This window comes from Paenibacillus allorhizoplanae (assembly GCF_927798215.1).
GTDB lineage: Bacteria > Bacillota > Bacilli > Paenibacillales > NBRC-103111 > Paenibacillus_E > Paenibacillus_E allorhizoplanae.
The window spans coordinates 15,521-28,569 of the sequence record NZ_CAKMMW010000005.1; the positions used below are offsets into that span (position 1 = coordinate 15,521).

The window sequence follows — 13,049 nt, forward strand, 5'->3', positions numbered from 1 at the left end:
ATAGATGGATTTAAAATGAAAAAAATAATTTTAGACACAAATATAATTTTCAAGTTTCCTGAGGTACTGTCATTTGAAGAAAGAAATGTAGAGTTTATTATTCCAAACAATGTATTAATTGAGTTGAAGGCAAGCACGAAAAGAAGAAACAGTGATTTCCAAAGAATATCAGATCTCGTTGATGAAGCAATAGAAAGAAAATTTGTAAGAGTAGTAGATAGTTCTACGATTCCAATTGATCAGAGCATTTTAAAATTTATTAATAAGGGAATTGATTACAGTGATGCATTAACTCTTAATTTATTAAAGAGTTTTACTGAAAAAAGCCCGAAAAATGAAAAAGTAATATTATCAACCGAAGATAAAAAAATGGTAGAAGTAGCAGAATCACAAAATCTTCAAGCAGTAAATATTAATAATCTAAAAATAGAGTTAGAAGAGACCCAAAAAAATCAAGAATTAGAGAATAAAGCGACCAAAATTAGTAAGATCTCTAAAAAATTCTTCATCTTAAATGTTTTTATAGGTATCGTTATATCTTTTTCCGCTAGTATTGTAATAGACAATATTGATTTTTTTATTTCGAAAATGTACATCTGGGTGACTTTAACCTGTTTACTTATTTCTTCGGTGATTTTGTATTCTTTTAGAAGTAAACTCAGATTAGGATATGGAATTGCTGAATTCTTAGTTGGTTTTTACATTGGATCAAGAGTATTCTATCCGGATTTTGATCTTAGTAAACTAACTCAAGACTCTTATCTTCAAATTCTAGGAGCAGTATTTATAATGATAAGAGGACTCGACAGTATTAATGCAGGATTAGGAGAAAGTAGTTTTTTCAAAGGTTCGAAATTTGAAAAAATTTGGAGGTTTTTATTTTAACTTTTATCTTATTTTTTACTTCATGGCTCTTTATGCCTTACAGATGCCATTAATAAGTAGATTGACAAATTGAAAGATCAATCTCATTAAGCACCTTAACCGGTGCTTTTTCTTTTTCCCGAAATCCGACATAACTTAAGGGGGAACTAAATTGAGAATAGAAACTTTAAAAATACAACAAGTAAAACCCAACGGGTGGAACCCAAATGAAATGGATGATCACATCTATAGATCGTTGGTGGAGAGCATTCGGAAACATGGGGTGCTGCAGCCGATCCTGATCCGAAGCGATATGACAATCGTTAAGGGTGAGAAGCGTTGGAGAGCAGCAAAAGAGGCAGGGCTAACAGAACTTATTTGTGTAATTGTGGAGTCAACCGATGAGGAAGCCAAGCTTTTAACAATCAGCCTTAGCCATCTGAGGGGCCGCACCAACGAGGAACTGCTTGCATCGCTTCTGGAGGAGCTGTCAGCATTTTTTACGATCGAGGAGATATCGTTACAGACTGGTTTTCAAATGGACGAGCTAAATACATTAATACCTGGGTTAAACGCGGATACTGAGCTTATCACTCCGGTCCAGGAAGATGAGTTCGATGTCCAGCGTGCATTGGACGAGATCAAGGAGCCTGAGACTCGTTACGGCGATGTATGGCAGCTGGGTAGGCATGTCCTGGTGTGTGGTGATGCTACTAAGCTTGAAGACGTACAAAAGCTCATGGCGGGGGTTAAAGCAGCCCTTGTTGTAACAGACCCTCCTTATAATGTAGCTGTAGAGAGCGATTCAGTCCGGCTGGCCGCAGACGGTCGCGGGACAATAATGAACGACGATATGCCCGCAGAGGAGTTTGCGGGCTTTTTGAATTCTGTTTTTTCTTGTTATGCAGAAGTTATGGATCCGAAGGCAGCCATTTATGTGTTTCATCCTTCTTCGTATCAACGGGAGTTTGAGGATGCAATGAATGCTGCTAGCATCGTAGTTAGGTCACAATGTATTTGGTCAAAGAATGCTGCTTCCTTTGGTTGGTCCCAGTATCGATACAAGCATGAGCCAGTGTTCTATGCGCATTTGAAGGGTAAGTCGCCGGCATGGTATGGGGATCGGAAGCAGACAACGATTTGGAAGGCTGGCTTACCACTGGAGCAGCTGGAGCCCGAGACTATTTGGGAAGTTTCCCGAGGTGATGTTACTAAGTATGTTCATCCGACACAGAAGCCGCTGGATCTCCTGCAGATTCCGATTGGGAACAGCAGTCAGCGGGAGGATATCGTTTTGGACTTCTTTGGTGGTAGTGGTTCAACGATGATGACATGTGAGCAGATGGATAGGACTTGTAGGACATTGGAGTTGGATCCGGTGTTTTGTGATGTTATTAAGAAAAGGTTCTATGAGTGGACCGGGGTTGAACCGTTTCTAATTGACCAAACTGTATTAGGACGAACTACCTAAAACATATGGTAAAGATGTATTAGTATTATCATGGGGGTGGCATAGAAATGATAGGTATGGCGGTAGTTGGGTGTAGCATGACTGTTTGGGCTTTATTTAGGTTATACAATGAAGCTGTTACGTGGGAAAGGCGTGCTTTCGATGCTTATCCTAGACTGAGCGAAATTCAAAATGGAAATTCCGCCCCACCGAAACAACCGCCACCAACGGATCCAATAGGCCCAACGAACCCAATTACTCCTAAGAATCCAATGAGTCCAATGGGCCCATCAAATTCCATTTCTGTTCAAAATCCAATGAATCCAACGGGACCTTCAAATTCTATTTCTCCCCAGAATCGAATGAGTCCAACAGGCTCATCAATTTCAACTAAGAATCAAACGCGGCCATCAAATTCAAAAGGCGGGGTTACAGTTTATGAAAATGATAAATCGCCACGAGAAATCAGAATCAGGTTTTGATCTGAAATTTATGATACTTAAAGGATAAGGATTTTAGTTGAGCAAGAAGCGCTGAAATTGGGATACATATTAGATAAAACTTTAGTCCTAAATAAGATATTAAAATACATAATAAATTGAACCGCCTTAAAAAAAATGGCGGTTTTTTTATTGAAATAAAAAAGAAGGACGCGTTAACGTCCTCCTCAAGCACCGGACACTCCCGGTGAGATCATGTTTGCCGTGGCCACGGTTATACGAACACATGATCTCACAACTATTCTAACTGATGTTGGGAGTGTTCGCAATTGAAAGATGAAAATACGAACAAAGATAACGAAGAGCTGCTGTTGAAACACGAGCTTGCATTGATCGAAGGGATGCTAGAATCCAAGTCGAAATATCGTAAAATCATCCAAGCCGGCATTGCTCGATGGGTGAAGGACTTTCAAGATGGGCGTATCGAGATCAAGTCGGTTGAGGATCTGAAGAAGCTGATTGAGATTGATCTGGAGCTGCAGAAGGATGAATTAAAATGAACAAAAGAGGAGATCTGATATAGATGCAGAATTTGTCATAAGGAAATAATAACCATATAAGGGGAAATACAATGAAAACATTTTTGAAAAGTAAAAAAGCTATGTTTCTAGGAGCGTTAGCCATTTTTACACTCGGTAATGTATCAGGAGTGTCGGCAAGCACAACTCTTAAGGAAATTACGGCCTATTTAGACGGAGGCATTCGTCTTGTTGTAAATGGACTTCCATTCACTGCAAAAGATTCAGACGGCAAAGTACTCGCTCCAATTAATTACGAGGGTAACACATATTTGCCTTTAAGAAGTGTAGCTGAAGCAACAGGGATGAATGTTAAATGGGATGAAGCAACGAGAACTGCAACTTTAGGCCCGCTAAATCAAACGAATGGTGAGGATTTTGTCTTAAAAGCTATTGATAATAGTTTTCAAGTTACTTTTCCATCAACTTGGACTAGAAATGATACTCTTTTAAAAAGGATTAATCCATTATTCGAAGTGGGTGCGGTTAACAATTCAAAAAATCCAGCTCAATTTTTTGCTGTAACTAGTGAAGACAAAAGTGGATTTTCGGATGAGCTTCATGTAAATGGCTATGGTAAATTAATACTTGATCAAATGAAAGAAATTGCTATTGTGAAAAATGTAAAAATCATTTCTGAAAAAGATATAGAAATTAATGGACTACCTTCTAAACAATTTGAAGTTACTGGAATTGTAAATGATAGTTTAAATGCTGCATATTTAATAACATTTGTTGAATCAAAGTCATATTTTTATCAGTTAATGTTTTGGTCAGCAGCAAAAAATATTGAAGACCTAGAGTCCTTAACAAAAATAGCAAGTACATTCAAAGAACTTTCTAAATAAGTTTAAAGCACTGGGGGGGGGCTGCCTCAGTGCTTTTCTATTTCCAACGTAACGATCCGGAGGTGGGTGATATGTAATGCCAAGAGAACGCAGTCCCGACAGAGACAAAGCCAGACAAATTTGGCTAGGCAGCAACGGCAAACTGAAACTAAAGGACCTTGCTGCAGAGCTCGGCCTTGGTGAAACTCAGATACGAAAATGGAAGAGTCAAGATGAGTGGGAGGCTTCAATGAAAAGTAACGTTACTAATGAATTGAAAGGTAACGTTACTAAACGAATTGGTGCGCCGAAAGGTAATAAAAATGCTGTCGGTAATAAAGGCGGGGCTCCTAAAGGGAGTAAGAACGCTCTTGGCAATCGTGGTGGAACTGGTGGCCCAATCGGAAACAAGAAAGCAGTATCTACCGGAGAATTCGAATCTATCTGGATGGATACGCTCGAAGATGATGAGCAGGAGCTAGCCCGCCAGGTTGAAACGGATCCGATTCGGCAAGCAGATGAAGCAATTACTCTTCTATCAATAAGAGAAAGACGCATGCTTCAGCGCATCCAGAATCTACGAAACGCTCTCACTGAAAAGCAGCGAAAGGTCATTCAAGAGCGAATTGTAGTAAAAGATGTCCAGACCATTCACGATGAGAAGACAGGCATTTCTAAGAGTGTTGTTGTTCCTATGGAGAAGCTGGTAACCACGAAGATAGAGGAATCAGATATCAGAGTCATTGATGATCTGCTTCGCCTGGAGGAAGCATTGACAAGGGTACAGGATAAGAAGCTGAAAGCAATTGATTTGAAGAATAGATTTGTTGATGCTGAGCGTGACCTTCGCATTCAAAAGCTGCAGGCTGAGGTCAATACGCTAACTAACAATACCGTTGTGGATCCAGTCGTCTTTAAGGATGATTTGCATGAGTGAGGTTAGCCTGCAGCAGACCATTGGTAAAGGGTATGTGGACTTCTGGCGCTTCCGCGGTCGTTATCGTGTCGTGAAGGGTGGCCGTGGGTCCAAGAAGAGTGTGACAGCGGCGCTTTGGCACATCTATCACATGATGAAGATGCCTAAGGCGAACACGCTTGTTATCCGGAAGACGTTCAATGCGCATAAGGATTCAACGTTTGCTCAGCTGAAATGGGCCACTCATCGACTGGGTGTAGCTCATCTATGGCAATTTAAGAAAAGCCCACTCGAGGCTACATATAAACCAACCGGCCAGAAGATCATGTTTCGTGGACTAGATGACCCGATGTCCATTACCTCTATTACGGTGGATACGGGGTATTTGTGCTGGGCCTGGTTTGAAGAGGCCTATCAAGTATTAAACGAAGATGATTTCGATAAGATCGACATGTCCATCCGTGGTGAGTTGCCGGAGGGCTATTTTAAACAATTGACGCTGACTTTTAACCCGTGGAATGAACGCCATTGGTTGAAGCAGCGTTTTTTTGATGTATCCAATCCTAATATATTAGCGCTAACGACTACTTTTAAGAGTAACGAGTTCCTGGGAGACGACGACCGGGAATTGTTCGAATGGATGCGGAAGCATAAGCCCAAGCGTTACCGGGTGGAAGGCGAGGGTAACTGGGGGATTGCGGAAGGCGCTATCTTTGAGAACTGGTGTGAAGAGGAATTCGAATGGCGGGACATCGCCAAGCTGCCAGGCTACAAGGCCATTTTCGGTTTAGATTTCGGTTATACAAATGACCCGAGTGCTTTCATTGCAGCTCTTGTTAATAAGGACCTGAAGAAGATCTACATCTTCGATGAACACTACGAGGGGGCACTGACCAATGACAAAATTGCAGAGATCATTAAGAAGAAGAGCTATGCGAAGGAAAAGATTGTTGCAGATTCTTCGGAGCCTAAGTCCATCGATGAGATCCGGGGATATGGGATAAATCGGATACGTGCTGCTGAGAAGGGGCCGGACAGCGTGATAAACGGCATCCAGTATCTGCAGCAGTATGAAATCATCGTTCATAAGTTCCGTTGCCCAAACGTTAGCATGGAGCTCTCTAGCTACGTGTGGGACCAGGATAAGACAGGGCGGTTTCTTAATAGACCGATCGATGATTTCAACCATGCGATGGATGCGCTGCGTTACGCCATGGAGCAGATACGAAAAGGCTCTGGCGTTTCATTTGATTAATAAGGATTGGAGGTAAACCTACGGTGACACCAGAAATGCAAAACATTGCAGCTATTCTAAGGGCCGGAGCTGCTTCGGCTATGGGTATTGAAGAAATCATCCAACAGGAGATCAGTGATTGGAAGAGAGATCCACTCAGGAAGCTGATGCTAATTGGTGAGCAGTACTATGGATTAGACCATGATGTCTTAAAACATAAGCGTATGACTATTGGTGAAGGCGGTATCCCTATCGAAGCCATTCATTTGGCTAACAACAAGCTTCCACATGGATTTGTGCGTAAGCTAGTTGATCAGAAAGTTGGCTATCTGCTCAGTAAGCCACTGAGTATTCAAACGGAGAATATAAGCTATGAAGACTTACTGAAGGATTTTTTCAGCAAGTCTTTTTTACGCTTATTACAGTCCGTTGGCCGTGAAGCGATTAATAAAGGCAAAGCGTGGGTCCATGTTTATTACAACCCAGAAGGCGTACTATCACTGAAACGAATCCCATCTGAGGAGTGTATTCCATTGTGGCGAGATGCGGCTCACACTGAACTGGATGCACTTATTCGTGTATATGAGGTTGAAGTGTACGAAGGAAAAATGAAAAAGACGATCAAGAAGATCGAGTTTTGGGATACCACTGGGGTGTATCGGTATGTCCTTGATGGTGTGGGTATGAGCCCAGATATTGAAGCCGGTGATCGTGGTACTCATTTCACTTTTGTTGAAGGAGATAACGAGCTCCCGATGAACTGGCAGCGTGTTCCCTTCGTTTGCTTCAAATATCATGAAGATGAGCTTCCTCTTGTTAAATTCGTACAAGCGCTGGTGGATGATTACGATCGCAAGAAAAGTGATAACTCCAACAACCTAGATGACCTGCCCAATAGCATCTATGTAATCAAGAATTACGATGGACAGGACCTTGGGGAATTTCGGCGGAATCTCTCAGTGTTCCGTGCTGTGAAAGTCATGGATGATGGAGGCGTGGATACACTTTCCCTTGATATAGACACAGAAGCATATAAAACCCACCAAGATATGAATCGTAAAGATATTTACGAATTTGGGCGCGGCGTCGATACGCAGTCCGACAAGTTCGGAAACAGCCCGAGTGGTATTGCCTTAAAGTTTCTGTATCAAGACCTGGACTTAGACGCCAATGACATTGAGACAGAATTTCAGGCTAGTCTCGAGCAACTGCGCTGGTTCATTGATACGCACCTTGCCAACAGTGGGTTAGGGGATTATTCGGGGGAAACCGTCGACTTCATCTTAAACCGAGATATTCTTATAAATGAAATGGATACCATCACAAACGCCAAGAACAGTGTAGGAGTCATATCGGATGAGACGATCGTCGCTAACCATCCATGGGTGACAAATACACAAGATGAGATGAAAAGGCTCGAGTCCGATCGGAAGAAAGCATTCGAGGATGAGGCTTATATGAATCAACTTAATGGGACAACAGCATGAGATCTGCAGAATACTGGGCAGGACGGATGGAGCTACTGAATGAGGCGCAGCTCGCTAAGGGTGAGGCATATGTCCAGAATATGAACCGCGAATACGGTAAAGCGATGGCATCGATTCAAAAAGACTTGGATGTGTTTTATCAACGGTTTGCTAAAAATAATAGCGTGGATTTAGCTACAGCACGTCAGATGCTGAAAGCTGGAGAATTAAAAGAATTTAAATGGTCCGTTGAGGATTACATGAAGGCCGGCCGTGAGAATGCAATTGATCAACGATGGATGAAGGAATTAGAGAATGCGAGTATCCGCGTTCGAATGAGCCGGTTAGAGTCACTGCAGCTTCAAATGAAGCAGCATATCGAATTACTTGCAGCAAAGCGTCAAACAGGAGCTTCTGACTTGTTAAGTGGCGTATATAAGGATAATTACTATCAAAGCATATTTGAGCTGCAGAAGGGTGTAGGGCTGGGGGCAAGTTTCGCTAAACTGAACACACGCCAGCTAAATGACATGCTTGTGACACCTTGGGCACCGGATGGTAGCAACTTCAGTCAGCGGATTTGGGCCGATCGATCTAAGTTAGTCCATGAGCTTCAAACGACTTTAACTCAAGGGTTGATTCGAGGAGACTCTTCCGAGATTATGATTAGCAGGTTATCTGAGCGAATGGGCGTGTCACGTGCGCGTGCTGAAACCTTAGTCCTAACGGAATCAGCTTATTTCTCTGGGGCTTCTCGTAGGGCTTCGTATGGAGAGCTGAATGTTGAAAGGTATAAGAATGTAGCCACATTAGATAAGAAAACGTCAGATAAGTGTCGCACAATGGATGGCACTATTTTCTTGGTATCAGAAGCGCAGCCAGGGCTGAATTGCGCGCCGTTCCATGCTAGGTGCCGTACAGTTGATATCCCGCACTTTGAAGATAATGTTAAAGAGAGGGCAGCCCGCAACCCCGAAGGAAAGACTTACGATGTTCCTGGCGACATGACTTATAAAGACTGGGAGAAGCAGCATGTCGAGGCTACAGTAAGTCAGCCAAAAATGCCGCAGGTAGGAGAAGTAGAGGAACCACCTGGGACTTCTAATCGTCGTTTTAACCCAAAGGCGAGCTTTCAAATTGATCTTAAGAAGGTGCCGGAGGATACGTTGGAAAGATTGGCCGAGGTGAATCGCAGCATTGCTAGGGAAGGTCATCAGCAAGCAAAGGAGATTGCCGTACTTATTGATAATAGAACTGGAGCTCAGTTAGGTCGCACTGCAGGGACAATCAATCAGGCTAAGTTTAGTATGGAAATGGACCTTGTGCTGCACGAGGCGCCAAATGACTCCATTATCTTGACTCACAATCATCCTCAAGGGACGAGAATCAATATTAAGGATGCTCGCAATCTGGCACTTTACCCATCGCTAGCACATATTGTTGCTGTAGGTCATGATGGCGGTATCAGTAGCATTTCTACACAGGGAAAAACAGTTGATATACTGGTTTTTAATGAAGTCATGGCAACGATGGCAGTAAAGATAAACGGACAGTTAAAATCTTCATCTAAGTATGCTACAATGTCGGTATCAGAGCAAAAGGCATACTTTTCGCATGTGGTGATGTTAGCCGTTATTGAGGAATTGGGGTGGTTATATGGCGAAGACTTCGAAACATCAAGAGCAAGAGATTGGGGGATTTGACGAGACCTATATGGATGAGCTCAACCCCGGAGATCCGGATTTTGTTGAGAAGTTCATCGAGGCTGTTAAGCAACCGATCAAGAATGTAAAAGAAGATAACTAGAGGCACTCACGCATTTTGCGAGGGTGCTTTTTTGTTTAGGATTCTAAAACTTGATGATTTTAAACAGGCCCACACATTTCTGTGTAATGGATATGTAGTTTATTAAATAAAATAACTATATACAATTGGTTGGCTCAAACCAATTGAAGATACACTGGATGTGTGGTGTAATTTGGAATTTCTAAAAAGAAGATGGGGTGGTGGTTATAATGAGCTGGAGTATGCTGAAAGAAACAGGTGAATTACTGAAACAAAAAAACGATGAGAAAATACTTTGTAATCTCGTTCATCTGTTCTCTGAAATAACCGGTTCAGAAATAAGGATAAACAATGGGTATGGAATTAATTTGAATAATAAATGGTCACAGGTAAATTTCATGGGGAAGGGAATCCAACTAAATATATGGTTTGATAAGAAGTATCACTATGCAAATGAGTATTACATTGAGCAACGAGTAATTAAAATATGTTATTTTAGCGTTTATCCCCAAGGTGTAGGACTAGGCACTAAAATAATCCATACATTTTTACAAGAAATGAATAAAACGTCTTTCGAAAAAATAATACTAGACTCCAAAGAAAGCGCAGTGGAGTTTTGGAGAAAGATGGGATTTGATTTCATTCAGGATTCTCATTTTATGTCAATTTCCCTTCCATACATAAAAACAAATTTTAAATTAACTTTTAATAATAAAAAATAGAGTTTGACGAAGCATTTAGGATTCCTACACTTTTAGGAGTCCTTTTTATGTTGCCCTACCAAATGGCTTTAAACTGGGGATTTCATACACCGGTTACAACCGGAGAAAGTGAGAGTGATAAAAGTGGACTGGTTGAAAGAGTTATTGAAAGCTCAAGGGCTCTCGGATACACAAATTGCTGCAATTGTTGGAGGTGTTGAAACGAATTATAAGGGCTGGGTTCCTGAGCATCGATTCAAGGATGTTTCTGATGCGAAAAAGAAAGCAGAAGATGATTTAAAGGAACGAGATAAGCAACTTGAAACACTTAGTAAAGCAACAGGCGACAACAAGGTGCTGCAGGATCAGATCACTCAGCTGCAAACAGATAATAAGGCTGCTTCAGATAAGTATGAATCAGAGTTGAAAGAACTTCGATTAAATACTGCCCTTAAGCTGGCTTTATCGGGTAAAGTGCATGATCCTGAAATCGTAACGGGTTTACTGGACAAAAGTAAGGTAGAACTAGATGATACCGGAAATGTGAAAAGTGGACTTGATGATCAAGTGAAAGCTTTGCAAACGAGCAAGGCTTTTTTGTTTGTTCCAGATAAGTCTACGCAGCAACAGTTTAGGGGCATCACACCTGGGGATGGTAAGACACCAGGGGCCGGCGGAGTCGATGATCAGAACAATATGGGTAAACGTTTAGCCGAGCAAGCTGCTAAGCAATCTGAAGGGTTAGATAAAGCTAGGGAATCTTATTTTCAATAATGAAGAGGAGGTAACGATCGTATGAAATATACAGAAACCATCTATACGAACAATAGGAAGGAAATCTTAAAGTTTCCGGATCATTATGTGAACTTGGCGGTGACCGTTGATGACACAGGAATTGTTGCGAATGCTGAGGGTAAGAAGATAGTTCCAGCAGGGACGATCGTTGGTAACGGCATTTTAACCGACATCACGAAGAAAGCAAAAAAAGCAGTAACTACTGCAGGCGTCTCCAATGCCGAGGGTGTATTGTTCACTGATGTTGATGTAACTTACGGTCCTGCTGCAGGTGCAATGCTTGTTCATGGTTTTATTGATATCACTAAACTGCCTACTGTACCAACCCCAGAAGAAGTAGCTGCACTAAATCAAATAGCGTTTTTGAAATAAGAAGGAGGAATCAATTAAATGCCAACAATTTTCGATCTCGTTAATGCTAAGAACATTGCAACCTATTACGACACAAATACTTCAAATGCAATACCATACCTCGGGGCCACTTTATTCCCGGCAAAGAAACAACTAGGCCTGGATCTCAAGTGGATCAAAGGCTCCAAAGGACTACCGGTTGCTTTGCTACCATCGGCTTTCGATGCAAAGGCTACACTTCGTGATCGCATTGGCTTTAAAAAGGTAGAAACGGAAATGCCGTTCTTCCGAGAAGCGATGCGGATCGGTGAAAAAGATCGTCAAGAATTAAATCGTTTAGCTGCCAGCGATAATGAAAGTTATTTAATGCCGTTAATAAATAATATTTACGACGATGTATCAGCTCTTGTTGGTGGTGCTATGGTTAATCCCGAGCGGATGATTATGCAGCTGCTTTCAACAGGTAAGATCAGCATCGTAGCCAATCGTTTGAACTATGATTACGACTACATGATGCCTGCTACGCATAAGGTCACACTTACGGGTACGGACAAATGGAGCGATCCAACAGCGGACATTGTGGGTGATATCAAAACTTGGCAGGATACGGTTGAGGATGACACCGGTGTTCGACCGTTAAATGGGATTTGCACGCGGAAGACATGGAACTATATTCTCTCCAACACGGCTATTCGTTTAGATATGAATCCCCTTGGTGGCCAAAACATCATTATGACGGATGCGCTTATGAAGCAGTATCTACAAAATAAATTAGGGGTTTCAATTGCAGTTTATAACAAGAAATTCGCTCTTCAGGACGGCAGCAGCAACTTATTCTATCCAGATGATTACTTCACCCTTATTCCTGAGGGTTCACTTGGAAATACGTATTACGGTACCACTCCTGAAGAATCGGATCTGATGTCGGGTAGCACCGCTGCAGATGTTTCCATTGTGAATACTGGTGTCGCAATTACAACCATTAAAGAGCCGCACCCAGTCAATGTGGAGACGATCGTTTCCGCGATTACGCTGCCTTCCTTCGAGCGCATCGATCAGATTTATATTTCTAAAATTAATTAATTAGGAAGGGTGAACGTAGATGACAACAAAGGCACAAGAAGAAAAGACAAAGAATGTCAAAGTGAAGTTTATTCAAAACGTTAAATACCGCGGTAATTACTACCCTGCGGGGACTGAATTAGAAATTTCTGTTGATGATAAAGCCTCCCTTATTAAAGATGGTGTTATTGATTCAGGTGATAGCGACGATGACGACGACAAATGATTACTATAGCAAGCTTAAGGACCTGCTAGCTATTCCTGTTGAAGATAATAGCAAAGATGGCCGGCTTATCTTTACGGTTGAGACGGTCATCTTTGCTATATGCACTTGGTGTAACATTCCAATTGTTCCGGAAGAGCTGGATAATGTGGTTTTACAAATCGCTGAGGATCAGTATAGGACGAAGTATGCTTCAGAGTTTCCGGAAACTCAGCAGGCCATTCAGAGCGTTAAACGCGGGGATGTTACAACCACATTCGGTTCATCTAAGTCAATGGTTAAAGCTGGCCCAGGAGCGTCATTTTTGCAGAGATATGAAAGTCAGCTTATTGCTTATAGGAAGTTGAGGTGGTAGTC

The 13,049-nt window shown here is 41.8% G+C and carries 15 protein-coding genes; all 15 read left to right on the forward strand.

What is annotated here, in order from left to right; genetic code table 11:
• The first annotated feature begins 15 nt into the window (after positions 1-15).
• The 15 genes from L6I86_RS10745 to L6I86_RS10815 all read left to right on the forward strand — a co-directional run bounded on the left by L6I86_RS10745 (position 16) and on the right by L6I86_RS10815 (position 13,047).
• A complete protein-coding gene (locus L6I86_RS10745; RefSeq protein ID WP_236286994.1) occupies positions 16-885 on the forward strand; it encodes a PIN domain-containing protein in 870 nt (289 codons plus the stop codon).
• A gap of 151 nt (positions 886-1,036) precedes the next feature.
• Positions 1,037-2,335, forward strand: coding sequence for a DNA modification methylase (locus tag L6I86_RS10750; RefSeq protein ID WP_236286996.1), 1,299 nt, complete (start codon positions 1,037-1,039; stop codon positions 2,333-2,335).
• Positions 2,336-3,083: 748 nt separating this feature from the next.
• On the forward strand, positions 3,084-3,314 hold the full coding sequence (locus L6I86_RS10755; RefSeq protein WP_236287419.1) for a hypothetical protein: 231 nt from the start codon (positions 3,084-3,086) through the stop codon (positions 3,312-3,314).
• A gap of 71 nt (positions 3,315-3,385) precedes the next feature.
• Positions 3,386-4,180 carry a stalk domain-containing protein gene (locus L6I86_RS10760; RefSeq protein WP_236286998.1) on the forward strand — a complete coding sequence of 265 codons (795 nt, stop codon included), beginning with the start codon at positions 3,386-3,388 and terminating at the stop codon, positions 4,178-4,180.
• Between the two features lie 76 nt (positions 4,181-4,256).
• Complete coding sequence (terS, locus tag L6I86_RS10765; protein WP_236287001.1) at positions 4,257-5,096, forward strand: phage terminase small subunit; 840 nt, start codon at positions 4,257-4,259, stop codon at positions 5,094-5,096.
• Positions 5,089-6,330 carry a PBSX family phage terminase large subunit gene (locus L6I86_RS10770; protein ID WP_236287003.1) on the forward strand — a complete coding sequence of 414 codons (1,242 nt, stop codon included), beginning with the start codon at positions 5,089-5,091 and terminating at the stop codon, positions 6,328-6,330. Before terS ends, L6I86_RS10770 begins: the two co-directional genes overlap by 8 nt.
• Positions 6,331-6,353: 23 nt before the next feature.
• Positions 6,354-7,796, forward strand: a complete 1,443-nt coding sequence (locus L6I86_RS10775) for a phage portal protein (protein ID WP_236287005.1) — start codon at positions 6,354-6,356, stop codon at positions 7,794-7,796.
• On the forward strand, positions 7,793-9,478 hold the full coding sequence (locus L6I86_RS10780) for a minor capsid protein (protein WP_236287007.1): 1,686 nt from the start codon (positions 7,793-7,795) through the stop codon (positions 9,476-9,478). The genes L6I86_RS10775 and L6I86_RS10780 overlap by 4 nt, the downstream gene beginning before the upstream one ends.
• Entirely contained in the window at positions 9,432-9,581 is a 150-nt protein-coding gene (locus L6I86_RS10785; protein WP_236287009.1) for a hypothetical protein, read from the forward strand. Before L6I86_RS10780 ends, L6I86_RS10785 begins: the two co-directional genes overlap by 47 nt.
• A gap of 209 nt (positions 9,582-9,790) precedes the next feature.
• Complete coding sequence (locus L6I86_RS10790; RefSeq protein ID WP_236287011.1) at positions 9,791-10,282, forward strand: GNAT family N-acetyltransferase; 492 nt, start codon at positions 9,791-9,793, stop codon at positions 10,280-10,282.
• A 114-nt stretch (positions 10,283-10,396) separates the two neighbouring features.
• The gene (locus tag L6I86_RS10795) at positions 10,397-11,035 is read left to right on the forward strand and encodes a phage scaffolding protein (RefSeq protein WP_236287013.1); all 639 of its coding nucleotides are present in this window, start codon (positions 10,397-10,399) and stop codon (positions 11,033-11,035) included.
• A gap of 21 nt (positions 11,036-11,056) precedes the next feature.
• Positions 11,057-11,428 carry a hypothetical protein gene (locus tag L6I86_RS10800; protein ID WP_236287015.1) on the forward strand — a complete coding sequence of 124 codons (372 nt, stop codon included), beginning with the start codon at positions 11,057-11,059 and terminating at the stop codon, positions 11,426-11,428.
• An 18-nt stretch (positions 11,429-11,446) separates the two neighbouring features.
• On the forward strand, positions 11,447-12,490 hold the full coding sequence (locus L6I86_RS10805; RefSeq protein WP_236287017.1) for a major capsid protein: 1,044 nt from the start codon (positions 11,447-11,449) through the stop codon (positions 12,488-12,490).
• Between the two features lie 19 nt (positions 12,491-12,509).
• Positions 12,510-12,695 carry a DUF7210 family protein gene (locus L6I86_RS10810; protein ID WP_236287019.1) on the forward strand — a complete coding sequence of 62 codons (186 nt, stop codon included), beginning with the start codon at positions 12,510-12,512 and terminating at the stop codon, positions 12,693-12,695.
• Positions 12,679-13,047, forward strand: coding sequence for a head-tail connector protein (locus L6I86_RS10815; RefSeq protein ID WP_236287021.1), 369 nt, complete (start codon positions 12,679-12,681; stop codon positions 13,045-13,047). Before L6I86_RS10810 ends, L6I86_RS10815 begins: the two co-directional genes overlap by 17 nt.
• The last annotated feature ends 2 nt before the right edge of the window (positions 13,048-13,049 follow it).

Coding starts and splice junctions, on each gene's coding strand:
- L6I86_RS10745 (WP_236286994.1), top strand. CDS start 16: ATGAAAAAAATAATTTTAGACACAAATATAATTTTCAAGTTTCCTGAG.
- L6I86_RS10760 (WP_236286998.1), top strand. CDS start 3,386: ATGAAAACATTTTTGAAAAGTAAAAAAGCTATGTTTCTAGGAGCGTTA.
- terS (WP_236287001.1), top strand. CDS start 4,257: ATGCCAAGAGAACGCAGTCCCGACAGAGACAAAGCCAGACAAATTTGG.
- L6I86_RS10770 (WP_236287003.1), top strand. CDS start 5,089: ATGAGTGAGGTTAGCCTGCAGCAGACCATTGGTAAAGGGTATGTGGAC.
- L6I86_RS10780 (WP_236287007.1), top strand. CDS start 7,793: ATGAGATCTGCAGAATACTGGGCAGGACGGATGGAGCTACTGAATGAG.
- L6I86_RS10785 (WP_236287009.1), top strand. CDS start 9,432: ATGGCGAAGACTTCGAAACATCAAGAGCAAGAGATTGGGGGATTTGAC.
- L6I86_RS10790 (WP_236287011.1), top strand. CDS start 9,791: ATGAGCTGGAGTATGCTGAAAGAAACAGGTGAATTACTGAAACAAAAA.
- L6I86_RS10800 (WP_236287015.1), top strand. CDS start 11,057: ATGAAATATACAGAAACCATCTATACGAACAATAGGAAGGAAATCTTA.
- L6I86_RS10805 (WP_236287017.1), top strand. CDS start 11,447: ATGCCAACAATTTTCGATCTCGTTAATGCTAAGAACATTGCAACCTAT.
- L6I86_RS10810 (WP_236287019.1), top strand. CDS start 12,510: ATGACAACAAAGGCACAAGAAGAAAAGACAAAGAATGTCAAAGTGAAG.
- L6I86_RS10815 (WP_236287021.1), top strand. CDS start 12,679: ATGACGACGACAAATGATTACTATAGCAAGCTTAAGGACCTGCTAGCT.